The organism is Spirosoma horti (genome assembly GCF_054776595.1).
The window spans coordinates 661129-680378 of the sequence record NZ_BAAHBQ010000004.1 but is presented as its reverse complement, the minus strand read 5'-3'; the positions used below and the strand labels follow the sequence as shown (position 1 = coordinate 680378).

Below are 19250 nucleotides of genomic sequence, written 5' to 3'. Positions count from 1 at the left end.
GCGTAAATTTGAGGTAAACGACTTCGCCGAAATCGCCTGTTTTTCGGGTGTATCTAAAGCGGGTTTGCACCAATCAAAACCATGCGAAACGACTTTTTGAAAGGTTCAGGAGACGGGATGACCACTACCGACAAAGAGATCGAACGGGCGCTCCGGCCGCTTTCGTTCGAGGACTTTACGGGGCAGGCTAAAATTCTCGATAACCTGGAAGTGTTTGTGAAAGCGGCTATGCAACGGGGTGATGCGCTCGACCATGTGCTGCTCCATGGCCCGCCAGGTTTGGGTAAAACGACGCTATCGCACATTATTGCGAACGAACTTAATGCGGGTATCAAAATGACCTCTGGTCCGGTGCTCGACAAGCCTAGTGATCTGGCTGGCCTGCTAACGAATCTACAGCCTAATGATGTTCTCTTCATCGACGAGATCCACCGGCTCAATCCCATTGTGGAAGAGTATCTGTACTCGGCAATGGAGGATTACAAGATCGACATTATGCTCGACTCCGGGCCAAACGCCCGAACCGTCCAGATTAAGCTGAATCCGTTCACGTTGATCGGCGCAACCACTCGGGCTGGTATGCTCACCTCGCCGTTGCGGGCTCGGTTTGGCATCAGTGCCCGGCTGGAGTATTATGATGCTAAACTGTTAACCAGCATTGTGCAGCGTTCGGCGGCTATTTTAGGAACGCCAATCGATGAAACAGGGGCTTATGAAATAGCACGCCGGAGCCGGGGAACACCCCGTATTGCCAATAATCTGCTCCGCCGGACCCGCGACTTTGCGCAGGTGAAGGGCAATGGATACATCAATGTAGAAATAGCTGAAATAGCTCTCAGCGCGCTGGAGGTCGACCAGAACGGGCTCGACGATATGGATATCCGTATTCTGACGACTATCATCGAGAAGTTTAAAGGTGGCCCGGTTGGCCTTTCCACCATTGCTACCGCTTGTGGAGAAGAGTCTGAAACAATTGAAGAAGTGTACGAGCCTTTTTTAATTCAGGAAGGCTTTTTGAAGCGGACCTCGCGTGGCCGCGAAACAACGGAACGAGCTTACATTCATCTCGGCCTGACACCACCTTACAGACCGGGCGAATTATTTACGTAATTGACTGATACAATTCTGTAAAAAGGGTACGAAGTGGCTATTGAGAATAGCTCCTTTAGTACCCTTTTTTTATGGACGTATAAGGCGCAAATTAATTCAGAATCTTGCTCTTATAGATACATTCGATTACTTCAGCCACGGCCGAATCCACCAGAAAATAGTAAATGTTCTTCCCGCTCCGTCGAATATCGAGTATGCCTTTATCGCGCATATTGATCAGGTGATGGGAGATAAGCGACTGCTCTGCGTTCAGGTTTTTGTAAATCGCGGATACATTCAATTCTGTGTTTTCATTCAGCATTTGAATGATCCTGATACGTAAAGGATGCGCTACCGCTTTGAGTACATACGCGGCTTTATCAATCCGCTTTTCATCATCAACTACTTTGTCAGTTGCCATAAGAACGTTGTTTCTTTTAATAGGTATAGTGAATGAAAGGTAAGGTATAATACTCACTAAGACGCTGAACGTGAGGTGTAATTTATTTAGTGGTTGTTTTTTTAATCCTATAGTACAATGATAATGTTTTTATGTGTCCGATTGGTAACTTTTTGGTAAGAAATAGATAAATTGTTTTAAGTGTTTATACTCATTTAATAGACAGCTGTTTAGCGCTTATTTTCCACGCCAGCCAATGAGAAAGACACCCGCTAACACCAGAAATGTGCCGGCTATCTGGGCATAGCTGATTGTCTCGTGGAGAACCGTTGTGGACAGGATAATGGTAAAGATGGGACCAACGCTGGCAATGATTGATGCGTTGCCGGAACCGACTCGTTTAATGCCTTCGGCGATCATGAACGTTGGGATCACGGTCACAAAAATAGCCATCCCAAGTCCCAGAAAATAAACGGGTGCGGGGTAGCCTGTTAATTGTAAGCCATTCTGTAAGGCGCAGTGTAGAACGGTTGGAACCGTGGCCGCCATCATGGCATAACAAGTGTATCGCTGCGAGCCGACCCAACTGATTACCCGGTCGCTGCCAACTAAATAAACAGCATATACCAGCCCACTCAAAACAACCCAGAATGCACCTAAGACAACATTTTTTTGAACAGAGCTTTCAACGTTTCCCCAGAAGGCCAATAAAATGCCGATATAGGTTAGCGCCAGCGCCAGAAGCTGCAAACGCGTTACCCGTCGACCAAAGCCGACGGCATTCATCAACAACACAAACGTTGGGTAAACAAACAGTAGAATTCGCTCCAGGCTGGCGGTGATATACACCAATCCCAAAAAATTGAAAAAACTGGCAAAATAATAGCCCGTTATCCCCAGCATACATAGTGTTACCCATTGCTTAACGGTTAGGTTGACAGGCGGGTACTTACGCGCCAGATAAATGGAAATCGCGATATAAAATGGCAGGGCGAAAAGCATCCGCAACGTCAGTAGCGAAATGGCATCAATGGGATACTGATAGGCGAGCTTGATCAAAATGCCCTTCAAAGCGAAACAGAAAGCCGCTAAAAAGACCAGACCGGCGCCAAGCCAATAGCGGGAGCGGGCAGGTGGCAAGACCATAAAGAATCAGGGATTGGTTGGATATAGAAAAAGGTCAGGAAGTAATTGACGTATGGTTATGCATGCGCCAACTCCCTGACCTTTTCTGTTGACAGAAGCCAACAGGCTGTAGACTCGTCAGAATCTAACCTTACTTCTGCCGGAAAAAGACGGTGATCGGCACACCTGTAAAATCGAAGTGGTCCCGAAGCCTGTTTTCCAGAAACCGCTGGTATGATTCCTGAACGTACTGGGGCAGGTTACAGAAAAATATGAACGTTGGTGAAGGCGTAGGAACCTGTACCATGTACTTGATCTTCACAAACTTGCCTTTCATGCTTGGCGGAGGAAATTTCTCAATTTCGGCCTGCATAGCCTCATTTAATTTTGAGGTAGCAATTTTCTTGGTCTTGTTTTCATACACTTCCATCGCCTTTTCCATGACCTGGAAAATCCGCTGTTTCTCATGAACCGAGGCAAAGATGATGGGCACGTAATCGATTGGCATCATCCGCTGGATCATCTCTTTGCGTAGCACATCGGCCGTGCGGTGATCCTTTTCAACAGCATCCCACTTATTGACCATGATCACCACGCCTTTTTTGGCTTTTACGGCCTGGCCAATGATATTCAGGTCCTGAGCTTCCAGACCCCTTGTAGCATCGAGCATAATGATACAAACGTCCGAGTCTTCCATGGCCTTGATGGAACGCAGAACCGAGTAGAACTCAATGTTGGAGTCAATTCTGGCTTTACGCCGAATACCGGCCGTATCGGTCAGAATGAAGTCTTTTCCGTAAGCTTTGTAGCGGGTATTGATCGCATCGCGGGTGGTTCCGGCAATGTCCGTGACGATACTGCGCTCCTGTCCGGTCAGGACGTTGAGGAAAGACGATTTCCCAACGTTTGGCCGCCCCAGAATCGCAATGCGTGGAATACCAGCATCGGGATCTTCGACCCCGTCGCTTTGAAAGTGTTTAACGACTTCATCCAGCAAGTCGCCCGTGCCGGTTCCGGTTTGCGACGAAATCGCGTAGGGGTCACCCAGGCCCAGGCCGTAAAACTCAGCAGAAGCATGCGCTCGTTCGGCGGTTTCAGCCTTATTGGCTACGACATAGACCGGTTTTTTGGACCGTCGTAACACGTCGGCGAAGTCTTCGTCCAGGCCCGTGATGCCCGTCTGCGTATCTACAACAAACAGCAAAACAGTGGATTCCTGAATCGCCATTTCGACCTGTTCCCGGATAGATTCTTCGAAGACATCTTCTGAGCCAACGACATAGCCACCGGTATCGATGACGGTAAAATACTTGTCATTCCACTCGGCCGTACCATAATGTCGGTCGCGTGTAACGCCACTTTGGTTGTCCATGATGGCCTGTCGCTGTTCCGTCAAGCGGTTAAACAGCGTGGACTTGCCCACGTTTGGGCGGCCAACGATTGCAACGATGTTTGCCATGATTGTTTTTAGTGGTTACTGATTCGTGCCAGACCGCCCTTGCGGTTAGCGGCTGGTGAAGCGTTCGTGCCAACACCAGCTAGTGATTACCAGCCACTATTCGTCATACCCCAGGCGCTTGAGCATACGCTCTTTTTGCCGCCAATCGGGTTCTACCTTAACGAATTGTTCCAGATATACTTTTTTACCAAAGAAGCGTTCGAGTTCTTCGCGAGCCATAATGCCCGTCTTCTTTATCATTCGACCACCTTCGCCAAGCAAAATTGCCCGCTGGGTAGCCCGTTCAACCAGGATTTCGGCCTGAATGACGATAATATCGTCTTTCTCGTTAAATCCTGTGACAACAACTTCACTACTATAGGGTACTTCCTTCTTGTAATTCAGAAAAATTTTCTCCCGAATAATTTCTGAAGCAAAGAACCGCTCAGGTTTGTCGGTCAGTTCGTCTTTGGGGAAATAGGGAGGATGCTGGGGCAGTCGACTCATAACGGCTTCAAAGACGCGGTCGGTATTGAACGCATTGAGGGCCGAAATCGGAATGATTTCCTGAGCATTAAAGTGCTCCTGCCAGTAATCGATCTTCTCATTGACCTGTGCCTGCGTAGCCTGGTCGATTTTATTGATGATCAGCACGACAGGAACTTCTGATTTCTGAAGCCGTTCGATGACATCATTTTCATCGTGCTGCTCAAAAATGTCGGTTACAAACAAAACCACGTCGGCGTCTTCAATAGAACCGCGAACAAAACTCATCATGGATTCATGAAGTTTGTATAACGGTTTAATGATACCGGGGGTGTCCGAATAAACGAGTTGGAATTCCTGGCCGTTGTGGGTTCCGTTGAGGATACCCATGATGCGGTGGCGGGTGGTCTGTGCCTTGGCGGTGATAATCGACAACCGCTCCCCGACAAGTTGATTCATCAGGGTTGATTTGCCTACGTTTGGCTTACCGACTATACTGACGAAGCCAGCCTTATGATCGGCTGGAAAATTGGCAATAATTTCTGTATTCATTCTTAGGTGATCCCGCTGGCTGATTACCAGTGGCTTTAGGAAACAACTCTCTCCGGAAAGAAAACGTTTCGGTTGTGCTAAAAACTTTTTTTACAAAGGTAGTTGGATTTTTAGAGAGTTGTTGTACTTTTGCAGACCAAACACCGCGGGATGGAGCAGTTGGTAGCTCGTTGGGCTCATAACCCAAAGGTCGCTGGTTCGAGTCCAGCTCCCGCTACTAAGCAAACCCTTGATTAACTTTATGAAGTTAATCAAGGGTTTTTGCTTTTTAGAGCACTCAAAACAAGTAAAGTTAGTTCTATGGTTACCTATTTTGTGTATATGTTAACCACAGGTTTATTAATACTCTATTTTGGATTATTTATTTACATAATCAATAAAGGCATAACTGCATACTAATAGGTAGGCCCACTGGATAAGGTAAACGCTCCATTTAACAGAGAAACTAATAAGTGAAGCGTTTTATTGGGTATGTTTACAGTTGCTCCTTTTATGCATTAATAGCAGATACTGTCCTTTTACTTTAGTTTATGCCTGTTCACTCTTCGCCTGTTGTTTGGATTGTAGACGACGATGAAGACGATCAATATCTTTTTGAGATCGCCTTCAAAACCTTAAAGCCACCAGTCAATGTCAGGCGATTGAATGACGGTGAGGAATTGTTGCCTGCCCTTCGTGAAAGTGATATTAAGCCCAGTCTTATTCTACTGGATTTAAATATGCCTTATCTAAATGGATTTGAAGTCCTGCAACAGTTACGAGCCGAGCCAGCCTATAAAAGTCTTCCTGTAGTAGTTTTAACGACGTCAAATCATTCTGAAGATGAAGCAAAGGCAATGGAGTTAGGCGCCAATGCATTTTTAACCAAGCCTGGCTCATCCGGAAAATTATTAATGCTGTTTGGTCAGTTAGTTCAGCAGTGGAAAATCAGCTAATTGAGCTGTTCCGTATTTTTCCAGCAATAAGTTCTGACGCGAAATAGGTAGCCAATCATGGGTTCACTCATGGCGATTTAGGACGACTTTACAAACTACACAAGCAGAGCGCCGAACCCTGTGTAACGTATATTCGTATGTGTTTATAACATATTTCGTATCACTGTAGTTTATTCCATTTGACTTTCACAGTAGTTGTCAAGTGGCCACCATCGATAAAATAATTACGAGACATTGCCAGATAGGTTGTTTGATGATGTTCGCAGCATCGACTGCAATGGCACAGGCAACAAACCCCTGGCCCGCACAACCGAGTATTTACTTTCCACAATCACCGCCGGCCGCCAAATGGCGACGATCTATTGGGGCCGTTTTTACGACCACACCACCCGAATTAACCGAAGAGGTGCGTGTCAGCGTACCCGCTGTTGATTTTAATATTCAGCGAGCCCTGGGCCGACACTTGTACGCCGTGGGCCGAATACAAACGCAACTCGTACAAAGTAATCTGGGCGTAGGCCTGCGCTGGGCTACGCCCATCACCAATCGGCTGTCGGCATCCGTAGGTTACGATATACACGGCTGGTTCGGGGCGCTGCTTATCAAGGATGTATTTAACAGTCAGGCGTATGGTATCGAGACGTTTCCGAACCTCTCAGTGGGTTATCGACTAACCAGAGACCTGCAACTGACGGTTCGATCGGAAGCGATTATCGACCTGTATTACAAATCGCAGGTAGGTTCACTGGCGGTTGAATACAACAAAAGACAAATTAACGGAGTCGCCTTTACGGCCGTTTTAGAACAGCCTTTTTATAACAAAACTCACGTTTCGGTTGGCATACGGGCCGCTTACTCCAATTTTAACTGGCAGTTGTGGTCGCTCTATGACACGTTTGATCGAGACCTGTTCTATCCTCAACTTATTTTTGGCTTTATCCTATGAAACTGCCCCATTTTATTGGCCTGGCCTTAGTCCTCATAGGCTTCAATAGCTGTAGAAAAGATTACGAATCGCCCGTTCCGTATACCTTCAGCAATACACCGGGCTCTGGCCAGTTTGTGCCTTCGGTCAGGCAGGCCATGGAAGGCGTATATACCGTTACGGCCGGATCCACCCAGTTTGGTGATCAGGTTGCGCTGAAGTGGACGTATCTTCTTAATGGCTCTGACACAACCCATTACTTATCCATTTTTACGGGTCTCGATGCCGGATTCTTTAATTTGGAAGCTGGTTCTCAGAAAGATAGCTTAGTGGTAAATGGCTATTGGCGTAAGCTGGTCAATACAGCTACCGGACTGACCAGCCTGACAGTTAAAGCCAGGCACAATGGGCAGTTAAAGCCCTATACGGGCCAGTTAGCTGCGGGCGATACGCTGGTATTGACGGGTGTCTACGGCGAAAAAACAGCTCAGCCTGCCACGCCCCTGACCCTTACCTATAAGCGGCCTCTAAACCAGCGCCCTTTTTCCATTATGGCCCACCGGAGTGGCGGGCGCACGTCAGATCTGCTACCAGCCTCAGAAAATTCAGTTGAGATTATAAAGCTGGCATCGCGTCTGGGAGCAACCGGAATCGAAATTGATGTGCGTTATACGAAAGACGGCGTTCCGATTTTGTATCACGATAATACGCTCAACCTGCGACTTATTCAAAAAAGTGGCTTAACCGGTCCCGTGGAAAACTATACTTACCAGCAGTTGAGCACCCTCGTCCGTCTGGTCAATGGAGAGAAAATCCCAACTCTGGAAGAAGCCTTGGAAACAGTTGTCAGTAATACGTCTTTGAGTTTTGTCTGGCTCGATACCAAATACATTGGGCCCATGGACAAGGTGCAGGTTATTCAACAAAAGTATCGGCAAAAAGCGTTAATGGCCGGTCGAAACCTGCGCATTGTGATTGGGCTGCCAAGCACCGATGCGGTAAAATCCTATGAGGCTCTGGCCGATAAAGAAAATACACCGATCCTGTGCGAATTAGACACGGCCATCACACGCAGTTTGGGGGCTCGAATCTGGGCGCCCCGCTGGACCCTTGGGCCACAAACGGACGAAGTGGCCGCCATGAAAGCCGAAGGGCGAACTGTATTCGTCTGGACACTCGACGAAACCGAGTTTATTCGTGAATTTATCAGCCAGAATAATTTCGATGGCATCCTGTCCAACTACTCGCCAGTCGTTGCTTACTATCACTATGTTGAACAGCAGTAAACCCATGCGAGTTTATCTACCAATCATTACGCTAGTTGTCTATCTGTATGTTGGTTCCCTATCGACCAATGGTCAGCCGGTTTACATGCCCGACTCAATGGCTACCCAACGTGGGCCGTACACCATTGTGGTGACCGCAGGGGGCGGCTTGTCTTATTATGCAACGCACCTGGGTGTTCCCAATACGATCGAGCAGAAGCACTTAAGTCGGTTCGGGGCACCTGGATCATTGCGGGTTATGTGGTATCCGGATCACCGTTTGCGAGTGGGTCTGGAAACGGGCTGGACAACGATGTACAGTTATCGGGGGCACGTGGCCAACGATCCGGTGCATGTTTACGTGTCGGCAGTTCCGGTTTTGCTGGTGTTTTCAATGCCGCTGGCCTGGCTGAAGGGGACAGATCGGACATTAACCCGGCGACTGGCGGTAACGGCTGGAACAGGCGCTTACTTTAACTATTCCCGGCTGGATTATGTCGGTACAGCTACGGCCAACACAACCAGTTTGGGCTGGATGGCGGCCGCTTCATATACATATCCCATTGGTCGTCGTTTTAGAGTAGCCGGTGAATTGAAATGGTTTGACGCCGTAGCCGCCGAAAATGCGGCATTTACGGCCGAAGTTCAGCTCGTTTGGCGTGCGTTTTCGTGGTAAGTTGTAAGTAGAACGTTATGGAACAGGAAGTTAATCAACGAGAGATATTATTTTTAAGCGATACGCAGGCGCCCATGTGGGTGGAACGACTCGTGCTGCGTACGCACCAGAATACCAAAGCAACAACCACCATTTTTAATGAGATTGTGCGTCTGAAACCGGCCGTACTCTATTGGCTGGGCGATATTGTTTCGCTGGGTTACCGGTCGAATAAATGGCGGATTATCGATCAGTTTCTGGCGAACTGCACTGCCGTAGGAACCGCCGTTTATGCCATCATGGGCAATCATGATGTGATGGGTCGACCGCGCAAAGGCGCTAAAAATTTTCAGCTCCGTTTTCCGGAACATAGCCCCACGGGGTATGTAAAAATAACCGACTCGATTGCGGTCGTTATGCTGAATTCTAATTTCAGCATCCTCTCCGTCGCTGATTTAGTTAAACAGCAAACCTGGTATGAGCAAACGCTGAAAGACCTGGATCAAGACCCGTCAGTGAAGGTCGTTATCGTAACCTGCCACCACGCGCCTTATTCAAATAGTAAACTGGTTGGCTCGTCCAAGTTGGTACAGCAACGGTTTGTTCCGGCCTATATAAAGTCGCAGAAAGGGCGGTTGTTCATCACGGGACATTCCCACGCGTTTGAGCGCTATGAGTTTGAGGGGAAAACGTTTCTGGTTATTGGTGGGGGCGGAGGGCTGAAACAACCCCTGGACGTATCACCCAGTCGATTGCCTGATCTGGCGACAGATTATAAACCGCTGTTCCATTACCTGTCTGTTCGGCGAGATGGGGCGGGCTTGTCATTAACCTCGCATTGTTTGAAAAACGATTTTTCTGGCTTTTCAGTAGGGTATCAGTTCGAGATTCCGGCTACGGCACTGGTTACGGAATAACGTTATTGCTCCTCTACTGTACCCGCGCCTAAGTTCGAAAACAGTGTTTGCCAGTACTGGGTTACGGCCGGGTTGTTCTGCTTAACAGATGCATTCGGTTCAAATGGCAGAATCATCGTAATGGTGGGGCTGCCGATCGTGTAGCGTTTCAACTGGCCCGCGTCGGCTTTGGCCCATTCATCAGCTTGGGCGTTGTCCTTAGGAGGTTTCACCTGAAAATCGCGTCGGGTGGGGCCTTTTACGCTTTCGATCATGTCGCTCAGGTAATATACATTTACCGTAGCTCCTGATTCGTTTGCTTTGGCAATAACGGGCAGGCTAGCCCAGATATCGGTTTCCTGATTGGACGCGCCCGCATTCTGCGCGCCTAATTGTTGAAAAACCCGCTGGCGAATCTGGGCTTTTTCGCGACTGAGAGCGAGATCGAATTCCGTTTCGGCTGCTTCGCGATCAGTGGCGCTGGCCGCTGATACGTCCTCCATCTCTGTGCGGGTTGTTAGGGCCAGGGCTCGCGCTTTCGAGGTATTTTCATGAATGAAATAGACCTCGAGTTTGTCGCCCTTCTGCCGGATATTCTGCTCAATGATGTCATTCAGTGCCTGCTGGTATTTTCGGGCAACGAAGGCATTATTGACGTTGACACTGCGAGTTTTATCTAAAAAGATGAGCGTATAAATTGGCTCGGTGGCACTGGTTTTGGCCTTATCTCCATCGCTGGAACAGGCTGATAAAAGGAACAATAGAAAAAGGGCAATGTATTTAGTCATGAGCGTTTCGGGGCCTAACCCGTCGATACGTTAATTATTGATTCCGTATGGTAAAGTGTGGTTAGCGGGGCAAAAGTTCGGCAGTTTCGCTTATCTTACAACTGTTTACCCGAACGATCTTCCTCAATATGGCCAAAATTTATACCCGGCTGCTCCTTTCAGTTAGCGCTGTATTCTTCATCGTTTACACTTCATTCGCCCAGGTCGAAAAGTCACCTGCCCGTCATGAGGGCGACGGCCCGTTCGGAAAGCTCATCATTCGGGACGTCACGCTGGTCAACAGTACGGGTGCTCCGCCCTACGGCCCCGTCGATATTGTGGTGGAGAAAAACCGCATCGTACAGATTAAGCAAGTTGGCTATCCGGGTGTTCCCATCGACCCAAAAGGTCGCCCGCAAGCTGCCCCCGGCGATAAAGAACTGCATTGCGAAGGAATGTACTTGCTGCCCGGCTTTGTGGATATGCACGGCCACATTGGTGGTCAGGCGCAGGGTGCCAATGCCGAATATGTATTTAAGCTCTGGCTCAGTCATGGAATCACCACCATCCGCGACCCATCTTGTGGCAACGGCCTCGATTGGGTACTGGAGCATCGGGCCAAGAGCGACCGCAACGAAATCACGGCCCCACGCATTAAAGCCTATACCGTGTTTGGGCAGGGAGCCAAAGAACCTATTAGTACGCCCGAACAGGCGCGCGCCTGGGTGCAACAGAACGCCAAACGTGGCGCTGACGGAATCAAGTTTTTTGGCGCTGAACCGTCCATATTCAAAGCAGCTCTGGAAGAAAACAAGAAGCTTGGTCTGCGGTCGGCCTGCCACCACGCCCAACTGGAAGTGGCCCGTATGAACGCACTGGCAACGGCTAAAGCGGGCCTGACCTCGCTCGAACACTGGTACGGTCTTCCCGAAGCCCTTTTCGATGATAAAACCGTTCAGAACTACCCCGCCGATTATAATTACAATAATGAACAAAACCGATTCGAGGAAGCGGGAAATCTTTGGCAGCAGGCAGCTAAACCCGGCACCGATCGCTGGAATAAGGTGATGGACGAGCTGATCGCTCTTGATTTCACCCTCGATCCTACCTTTAACATCTACGAAGCGAACCGCGAACTAATGCTGGCCCGGCGCGCCGAATGGCACGAGGAGTATACGATGCCGAGCTTATGGCGTTTTTATGGCCCGAGCCGGATTTCGCACGGGTCGTACTGGCATTCGTGGGGAACGGAGCAGGAAGTGGCCTGGAAGAAGAATTACCAGCTTTGGATGGCCTTCATCAATGAATACAAAAATCGGGGTGGTCGCGTCACGGCGGGGTCTGATTCCGGGTTCATCTATCAGCTTTACGGATTCGCCTATATCCGGGAGCTCGAACTCTTGCGCGAAGCTGGTTTTCACCCACTCGAAGTAATCCGGGCCGCCACGCTGAAAGGGGCCGAGGCCCTGGGTATGTCTGACCAGATTGGATCCGTGGAGGTTGGTAAACTTGCTGATTTCGTCATTGTCGATCAGAATCCACTTGCCAACCTGAAAGTTCTTTATGGAACAGGGGCCATCCACCTGACGGAGAAAAATGAAGTAGAACGCGTTGGTGGCGTTACATATACGGTGAAAGACGGCGTTATCTATGACGCAAAGAAACTACTAGCCGACGTTCGGAAAATGGTGGCCGATGCCAAGCAGAAAGAGAACTTTGAGATTACCCAACCGGGCGTCCCGGCCCGAGCCGGGAAAGTGTCAAGCGGTAAGAATTAACGGCAAATGGCCTATCACGATGACGTGTGTTCTGGTTGGGAGACGGGCTTTCGCTGGTAATCAGCCTGACGAGACTGAACTCCTGGTTGCGCTAACGAGAACATACGTGAATAATCTAATTACCAAAGCCTGCGTATAATTGCCCTATTCATGTAGGGAAATTAGGTATTATGCGAAAGACAACACAGAGCTGTGGTAAATTTGGCATGGTATTAGTAAGTTTGATTAGGTATTGACAAATGCCAGTCCAAGCCCATACTATCGATCTCCGTAATCGACCTCATGTCAAAAAAAAGAAAAGGCTCGTCCTCACTTCCTGCCACCAACCAGGTTGTAAGGCCCACCAATTTGCCGCCTAAAAATGATCAGTACTCATCTATCAGTACACCAAAGCCTGCTGAAATCGAGCCAACCAAAAGGCCGTTTGAACTAATTCGGTTCGACAAGCGAGTAAAATGGTTTCTAGGAATTTGTGTAGGCGTATTGATTTTACTCACCTTAAGTAAGATTCACCCGGTTTCGATCGCTATCTGGAATCAGCTCCTGCCCGATGGAGGTGATCAACGGCGCGGGCTGATCTCGGGTCAGCCGAGGGGTATACGCATGGACGACTATGCGGTGGGTACACCCTGGCTGCTCTCGCAGGCCAATAAAGGCTACCCGGTTGAAAATGAGGTGATCGGCGGGTACAAAAGCCCGGCGCTCATGTTGCCCAGTAAAGACTTCATCGAGATATTTAAACCCTATAACTGGGGGTTCTTCGTGCTGGATGTGGAGCGTGGTTACGCCTGGCAATATGCTTATCGAGACATCATGGCGTTGATAGGCGTTACGCTTATGCTCCTGCTGATTACAAAAAATAATTTCTGGCTTTCGCTGTTTGGCGCTGTCTGGCTGTTTTTATCATCAGGAACGCAATCCTGGGTGTCGCTCCCGGTACTGCTGATCGCTTACTTCAGTTTGCTCTTTGTGGGAACGGTATATATGCTCTTCAGCACGAACTGGAAAACGATTCTGGTGAGTTCAGCCCTTGTTGCCTGGCTGCTGATGGGGTATATTTTACTACTCTACCCGCCCTATCAGGTGCCACTGGGATACCTATTACTGGCCTTGCTGATCGGGTACATTGTCAATAATTTCGACCGAAAGATCCTGTTCGATCAATGGCTGTTTAAGGTTGGCGGAGCCGTTCTGCTGGCCGCGATCCTGGGTGTATCGGTTTATTTCTTTTACAAAGATCTCAAGCCAACACTCGATGCCGTTTTGAACACCGTGTATCCGGGCCGACGGAGTGAGTCGGGGGGGACGGGCTTCATCGCCAACTGGTTTTCGGAATATTTCAGCTGGCAATACACGGACACCAACATTCCTAAAAGCTGGCTCAACCATTGCGAACTCTCGCATTACATCACCTTTGCCCCCCTGATCATTCCGCTGGCACTCATTAGTTTCGCTCTCCAGAAGCGTATCGACTGGGGCGTTTTGCTGCTCATTATCTTTGTTGTCATCGGCTACATATGGATTGAAGTCGGCTTCTCGACACCGCTCGCAAAGGCAACGCTTTGGGACATGAGCCCCACCCGCCGAACCCAGATTCCGTTTGGTATTGGCAATGTGCTCCTTACAATCGTCTACCTGAATTACCTGACCACCTTACCCAGGCAGCAGAATACTCTTTATACGGTTATTGGTGTCGTTGCCGCGCTGGCGTATGTAATTTATGCGGCCAATGTCAACGTAGACGATGCTGGCGGTTTCTTTAGAATGTCGCAGCTCATTGGGCCAATCATTTTCTTTGCTGCCATATCGTCTCTGCTTCTGTTTACATGGTCTCCGCCTTATCGGAACGGTATTTTTGGGTTGGCCATATGCCTGTTTTTACTCCCGAATCTGAAACTGAACCCTGTTTCCAAAGGGTTATCGCCTATCCTTGAGCACCCACTTTACCGAACGGTTCAGGATTTACACCGGCAGGAACCAAATGGGCGTTGGGTTGTATTCGGCAGCCAGTACCTATCCTACCTGGTTACGGCAACGGGTGTTGACCTGATGAGTGGTGTCAAATATGTGCCGGTTCGCAAGATTATGAATGTACTTGATCCCGGTATGAAGCGGGATTCGGCTTACAACCGATATGCCCATACGGTGTATGGCTCATTTATCAACGGCCGCGATTCGGTCGTTATCCAGAACAACTACGAAGACGGCTATCAGGTGTATATGGACCCCTGTTCTCCCCGGTTTAAACAACTAAACGTCAGGTATATCATCTTCGACAAGCAACCGCAGCCAGTAGAAACGAGGTGCATGAAACAGGTCGCCACGCTGGGTACCATTCAAATTTACCGCATCAATGAGTAACCCTCCTCCACGTGTTCTGGTCGTTATTCCCTGCTATAACGAAAAGGAGTCCATCAGAGCGGTGGTTGAGTCGATTAACGGTGTTGCCATACCGGGCAATGCGCCAGTTGATGTGTTGGTAGTAAATGACTGTTCGACCGATAATACACTCACTATTCTTAAAGAGTTAAATTGTCAATACCTCGATCTACCGGTCAATTTGGGTATTGGTGGAGCCATGCAGGCTGGTTATAAGTATGCCTACCAGCACGGGTACACGGTAGCCGTGCAGATGGATGGCGATGGCCAGCACCCGGCGCGTGAACTACACAAAATTCTGGCACCCATTTTTGCGGATGAAGCAGACGTTGTGATTGGCTCCCGGTTTCTGGTGAAGGAGGGCTTTCAGTCGTCGGTCGTCCGCCGGATTGGTATCAAGTACTTTCGTTGGCTGAATCAGTTTCTTATTGGCGTAACAGTTCATGATAGCACATCAGGCTTTCGAGCCTTTAATGCCCGGGCGCTGCAACTGGCTAATGATTATTATCCCGACGAGTACCCGGAACCTGAATCCATTGTGCAGTTTGGGTTATCCAATCTGCGAATTAAGGAAGTGGCCGTCACAATGCAGGAACGGCAGGGTGGCGTGTCGTCAATCGATACAAGCCGTGCCCTTTATTATATGTTAAAAGTAACGCTCGGTATCTTATTTATTTACATCAGACTTAGTAGAAAACGAGCTCATTAACCGGAAATAACCATGGGTAATTTGCCAATTACGATTCAGCTAATCAGTGCCATTGGAGCTGCCTTATTTATGCTGATTATCTTCCGGTTTATTGCGAAAGGAAAATTGCGGGAAGAGTATTCCATCATTTGGATTTTTTGCACAGTCCTGCTAATTATTTTTTCTTTATGGAGAAGCGGACTGGAAAAGATTTCATTGATGCTGGGCGTGTATTATGCGCCTTCGTTAATATTTTTAGCTGCTATTTTTGCCATCACCGTCTTTCTGGTCCATTTATCGTTAGTCAACTCAAAATTGCAGAATCAGATAAAAAGCCTGACGCACGAAGTTGCCTTTCTAAAACATGAGATAGAAGCCCAGAAAAAAGAACGCCAACCGAATGCCTAAAATACACCTGATCAATCAGTATATATGGCCTGACGGGTCGCCAATTTGCCTCATCTGCGAACAGCTGGCGGAGTACCTGACGCAACAAAAAGTCGATATTGTTCTCGTTGGCGGAGGAGGTGAATATCGCCCATCAACCCGACCAAAACCGGCTGTAAATCTGCTGAATCTGCAAACCAAAGGATTCGAACGCAATACATACCTGCAAATAATAGCGGAGTATTTTGTTGTTTTTAAATCAGTCTGGCAGTACGTCAGGAAAAACGTAAACGACGGGGATACATTAGTTATCACCAATTCTCCTTTTCTCAATATTCTGCTGCGGTATGCCGTGGCAAAGCGGAAGGTAAAAACATTTTTTATTCTATTCGATTATTTTCCGGCCTCTATTATCTCGCTCAACATTCCGGGTTTTATCCATAAGCTAATAAAAAAATGGTGGGACAATGAGTTACGAAAGTTCGACCATGTTATAAAGGTATCATCCAACGTAGGTTATTCTGGTCCCAATGCGGTTATTAAACGGTTATGGCCGATGATCGATATCGCGCCGAACCCGGCTATTGTTCCTGATAAAGCGGCACTGTACACCGGTAATTTAGGCATAACGCACGATGTAAATGCATTAGTAAACGAATGTGAGCAGCTGCAAAAATCCGGGTATCAAATTAACTTTCATGCCGACGGGCCCGGTATGGAAAAACTGTCCGATTCCCTGAAAAAGTTTTCGAAAGGTGTCTTTAAAGATACACCGTCATTGATACAGGCCTTGCATAACCACGAGATTCACCTGATTACAGGAACAGTAGGCACGGATGAATCCAGTTTTCCCTCCAAAATCTGGAATAGCCTGGCCTCTGGCCGACGCGTGATTGCCTGTGGTTTCTCGGGAAAAATGAAAGAAGAGTTTGACTATATAATGGCTTCCGATTACAAAACGCACCTGCCTGATTTTGCCGGATTCATACGCGAGAAATCGCAAGAAACGCATGTATAACCGCAACAGCCCTGCCTTACTAAGCCGAATTCATTCTCGCCTAAACTACTGAATCCATGCCTACTGTCACTGATATCATCGACGTTGTCAAGTCCAATCCTATTACAAAAAAATGGGTGTACGATCCTATTTTAAAGGCTATTCCGGCTAGCTTTTTTAAATTCTACGAGCATAGGCTGGTCAACTGGGACAGCCGGGCAGCCATAACGGCGTCGTCCACCGACAATGCCTTTATCAATAAAGTACCCAACGCGGGGACGATTGAAGACGGTCTGCTGGTCATGCACAATGGGCTCAAAGTGCTCACGTCCGGGCTGGGTGGTGGCCTGAAGACCTTAACGAAAAATAAAGGGATACACGAGCCGCAAGAGGAACGGGTGTTTCAGGAAGTGCTGAAACATATGCCGAAAAAAGCGACGATGATCGAACTCGGTTCCAACTGGGCTTTCTACTCCATGTGGTTCTATTCAAAAGTAGCAGAGCCCACCTGCTTCATGATCGAGCCGGAAAAAGAGTTACTGGAACTAGGGAAAAATAATTTCGCGCTGAATAACATGACGGGAGATTTCTCCAACTATTTCATCGGCAGCCAATCTCAGAATGGCCAGCCAACCCCGACAACAAATATTGACGATTTTATCGCCCGGAAATCCATTGAGTTCGTTGATATACTCCATAGCGATATTCAGGGGTTTGAACTGGAGATGCTAAAGGGCGCACAAACGCTCATCAATGCCAGAAAAGTAGGCTATTTCTTTATCTCGACGCACTCAGGGCAATTGCACCGGGACTGTGAAGCGTTTTTGCTGGAACACGATTTTGAGATAATCGCTTCTGCCGATGTGGCGCACAGCTATTCCATTGATGGCATTCTGATTGCAAAATCGATTCACTACCCCGGAATTGGCCCCATCGCCATTTCGCAACGGTAATACTTAAGACGTTTACACAAGCAACAGCAGCGTAAACGTCTTGAGTTGTTGAGTGATTGGATTTTGGTGGTAAAAGGTGGCTATGTCACTTATACCTCGCACCCAATTCACCGAATAGTAATTGTCCCATAAACGCCCAGGTCGACTTGGCAAAGAAATAGTTTGCCGGACTTTTATATACGTCTTCATGAAGCAGGCAGGCATCGTAGATGTTTTCGACGCCATAAACCGACCCGTCCAGTAACAGGAATGGATGCGCGTATCGTTTGAGGTCGTAGCCAATGATGTTAATTTTTCGCTCTTCGCCCTGCTTTATCAGTCTCTCGACGGCTTCCCGATCCAGATTATTTTTCTCTGCTATATACCGGGTGGTGGCAATGATCTCATCATGTTTCGCCCTGAACTTCGAGTTTGCTTCCTTGATCGCCGTTTTTATGAACGGAATGAAGTTAAATGACTTTTGTTTGTCGGCGTTTAACCCCGCATCGAACGATTGTAAGAAGCTCTCGGCTATAATGTAACTGATAGACGCTGTCGACTCTGTTGGTTTGATCTTCTCGTGAAAGGGAATGTTCGACTCGCTGTTAAACTGAGCCATAGGGCCTGCATTGTCGTGGTTGAATAAACCCGAGGTACCGGTACTCTTTGCCGAAATGCCCGCCAGCCGAAGCCGTTTATTCGATTTTACGTATTTGTCCAGCACATGGGTAATTGCAATGCCGGAATACACATCGGGACACTGGGACCGAAAGAATTGATTCGTGATTGCCTTTATTTTATTGATGGCATTTATGCTGACAAATGAACTGTAAATCATTGGCAAACGCAGGTAATCTACGTCACAGTTCAGGGCTTTGCCGATTTCCCGCCTGGTTTCCAGAATTTCATACCCTTTTTCGAAACTTACTTTAAGCATATTGGCCTGCCGCTTGACGGGATGGTTGGGCCAAAAATAAAAATCGTGGTAATAATTCATATTAATGGCCTCCAGCCCGGTCTCGTTCAGTAATTGATTGGAGGTCTCAACGGCACCTGGCAAAAAGCCATCATCATCACCCAGAATAGTCGCGAACCCTTCCTGAACGTTCGACAAGGCAAACTCGTAATGGTGCGCCATACTTAGCCGCTTTCCCGGATTTATGTACCTGATACGCGGGTCCTGAAGCGAATCGACCACCGCCCTGGTATCGTCCTGACTGTAGTTATCCGAAACGAGGATCGACAGCCGGTCGTAGTCCTGCATGGTGCAGGTCCGCAGCGTATGAATCAGGATATCCGCTCGTTCACGGGTCGGGACAATAATGGTGAAAGGCTTTTGTTCCATTTTGTACTAAACAGGTAAGGGATTTTATGCAGGACACCTCTTGCAGGATCATGCGCTTCGGGAAAACTGATGAGGGTTCTCCTGGGCTGATTGACCGATACAAGTAAGCAGTATAATCAGATGATATAAGAAAAGTATCAGAAGTGATTGTTACGGCAGGTTTAGCAATTATCAGACCACAATATTCGCACGTTTTGACGTAAATTTGAGT

General features: G+C 48.0%; 18 protein-coding genes and 1 tRNA gene. 13 read left to right on the top strand and 6 right to left on the bottom strand.

Features of this window, described 5'->3' with window-relative positions:
- Nucleotides 1-81 precede the first annotated feature (81 nt).
- Complete coding sequence (gene ruvB, locus ACYVAM_RS14530; protein ID WP_461068131.1) at nt 82-1110, top strand: Holliday junction branch migration DNA helicase RuvB; 1029 nt, start codon at nt 82-84, stop codon at nt 1108-1110.
- A 91-nt stretch (nt 1111-1201) separates the two neighbouring features.
- On the opposite strand, the gene ACYVAM_RS14525 is transcribed toward ruvB, so the two are convergent.
- The 4 genes from ACYVAM_RS14525 to era all read right to left on the bottom strand — a co-directional run bounded on the left by ACYVAM_RS14525 (nt 1202) and on the right by era (nt 5090).
- The gene (locus ACYVAM_RS14525) at nt 1202-1510 is read right to left on the bottom strand and encodes an ArsR/SmtB family transcription factor (protein ID WP_461068129.1); all 309 of its coding nucleotides are present in this window, start codon (nt 1508-1510) and stop codon (nt 1202-1204) included.
- Between the two features lie 216 nt (nt 1511-1726).
- On the bottom strand, nt 1727-2635 hold the full coding sequence (locus ACYVAM_RS14520) for a DMT family transporter (RefSeq protein ID WP_461068127.1): 909 nt from the start codon (nt 2633-2635) through the stop codon (nt 1727-1729).
- A 130-nt stretch (nt 2636-2765) separates the two neighbouring features.
- Nucleotides 2766-4073 carry a ribosome biogenesis GTPase Der gene (gene der, locus ACYVAM_RS14515; protein ID WP_461068125.1) on the bottom strand — a complete coding sequence of 436 codons (1308 nt, stop codon included), beginning with the start codon at nt 4071-4073 and terminating at the stop codon, nt 2766-2768.
- A 96-nt stretch (nt 4074-4169) separates the two neighbouring features.
- Nucleotides 4170-5090 carry a GTPase Era gene (gene era / locus ACYVAM_RS14510; RefSeq protein WP_046578195.1) on the bottom strand — a complete coding sequence of 307 codons (921 nt, stop codon included), beginning with the start codon at nt 5088-5090 and terminating at the stop codon, nt 4170-4172.
- A gap of 144 nt (nt 5091-5234) precedes the next feature.
- Here era and ACYVAM_RS14505 point away from each other — a divergent pair.
- From ACYVAM_RS14505 to ACYVAM_RS14480, 6 genes are all read left to right on the top strand, one after another.
- A tRNA-Met gene (locus ACYVAM_RS14505) sits at nt 5235-5307 on the top strand.
- A gap of 313 nt (nt 5308-5620) precedes the next feature.
- Nucleotides 5621-6025, top strand: a complete 405-nt coding sequence (locus ACYVAM_RS14500) for a response regulator (RefSeq protein WP_461068123.1) — start codon at nt 5621-5623, stop codon at nt 6023-6025.
- A 277-nt stretch (nt 6026-6302) separates the two neighbouring features.
- Nucleotides 6303-6971 carry a hypothetical protein gene (locus ACYVAM_RS14495; RefSeq protein WP_461068121.1) on the top strand — a complete coding sequence of 223 codons (669 nt, stop codon included), beginning with the start codon at nt 6303-6305 and terminating at the stop codon, nt 6969-6971.
- Entirely contained in the window at nt 6968-8236 is a 1269-nt protein-coding gene (locus ACYVAM_RS14490; RefSeq protein WP_461068119.1) for a glycerophosphodiester phosphodiesterase, read from the top strand. Before ACYVAM_RS14495 ends, ACYVAM_RS14490 begins: the two co-directional genes overlap by 4 nt.
- Nucleotides 8237-8240: 4 nt before the next feature.
- Nucleotides 8241-8891, top strand: a complete 651-nt coding sequence (locus ACYVAM_RS14485; RefSeq protein WP_461068117.1) for a hypothetical protein — start codon at nt 8241-8243, stop codon at nt 8889-8891.
- Nucleotides 8892-8908: 17 nt separating this feature from the next.
- Nucleotides 8909-9787 (top strand): metallophosphoesterase family protein, encoded by an 879-nt coding sequence (locus ACYVAM_RS14480; protein WP_461068115.1) that lies wholly within the window; start codon nt 8909-8911, stop codon nt 9785-9787.
- Between the two features lie 2 nt (nt 9788-9789).
- Here ACYVAM_RS14480 and ACYVAM_RS14475 read toward each other — a convergent pair whose 3' ends face one another.
- Nucleotides 9790-10554 (bottom strand): hypothetical protein, encoded by a 765-nt coding sequence (locus ACYVAM_RS14475; RefSeq protein ID WP_461068113.1) that lies wholly within the window; start codon nt 10552-10554, stop codon nt 9790-9792.
- A 128-nt stretch (nt 10555-10682) separates the two neighbouring features.
- Between ACYVAM_RS14475 and ACYVAM_RS14470 the strand changes: the two genes are divergently transcribed.
- The 6 genes from ACYVAM_RS14470 (at nt 10683) to ACYVAM_RS14445 (ending at nt 17715) form a co-directional block, all read left to right on the top strand.
- Entirely contained in the window at nt 10683-12311 is a 1629-nt protein-coding gene (locus tag ACYVAM_RS14470) for an amidohydrolase family protein (protein ID WP_461068111.1), read from the top strand.
- Nucleotides 12312-12593: 282 nt separating this feature from the next.
- Nucleotides 12594-14672 (top strand): DUF7657 domain-containing protein, encoded by a 2079-nt coding sequence (locus tag ACYVAM_RS14465; protein ID WP_461068109.1) that lies wholly within the window; start codon nt 12594-12596, stop codon nt 14670-14672.
- A complete protein-coding gene (locus tag ACYVAM_RS14460; protein ID WP_461068107.1) occupies nt 14665-15399 on the top strand; it encodes a glycosyltransferase family 2 protein in 735 nt (244 codons plus the stop codon). The genes ACYVAM_RS14465 and ACYVAM_RS14460 overlap by 8 nt, the downstream gene beginning before the upstream one ends.
- A gap of 12 nt (nt 15400-15411) precedes the next feature.
- Nucleotides 15412-15786, top strand: coding sequence for a DUF2304 domain-containing protein (locus ACYVAM_RS14455; protein WP_461068105.1), 375 nt, complete (start codon nt 15412-15414; stop codon nt 15784-15786).
- A complete protein-coding gene (locus tag ACYVAM_RS14450; protein ID WP_461068103.1) occupies nt 15779-16783 on the top strand; it encodes a glycosyltransferase family protein in 1005 nt (334 codons plus the stop codon). Before ACYVAM_RS14455 ends, ACYVAM_RS14450 begins: the two co-directional genes overlap by 8 nt.
- A gap of 56 nt (nt 16784-16839) precedes the next feature.
- Nucleotides 16840-17715 (top strand): FkbM family methyltransferase, encoded by an 876-nt coding sequence (locus ACYVAM_RS14445; RefSeq protein WP_461068101.1) that lies wholly within the window; start codon nt 16840-16842, stop codon nt 17713-17715.
- Nucleotides 17716-17800: 85 nt separating this feature from the next.
- Here ACYVAM_RS14445 and ACYVAM_RS14440 read toward each other — a convergent pair whose 3' ends face one another.
- Nucleotides 17801-19039, bottom strand: a complete 1239-nt coding sequence (locus ACYVAM_RS14440) for a glycosyltransferase family 2 protein (protein WP_461068099.1) — start codon at nt 19037-19039, stop codon at nt 17801-17803.
- Nucleotides 19040-19250 lie beyond the last annotated feature (211 nt).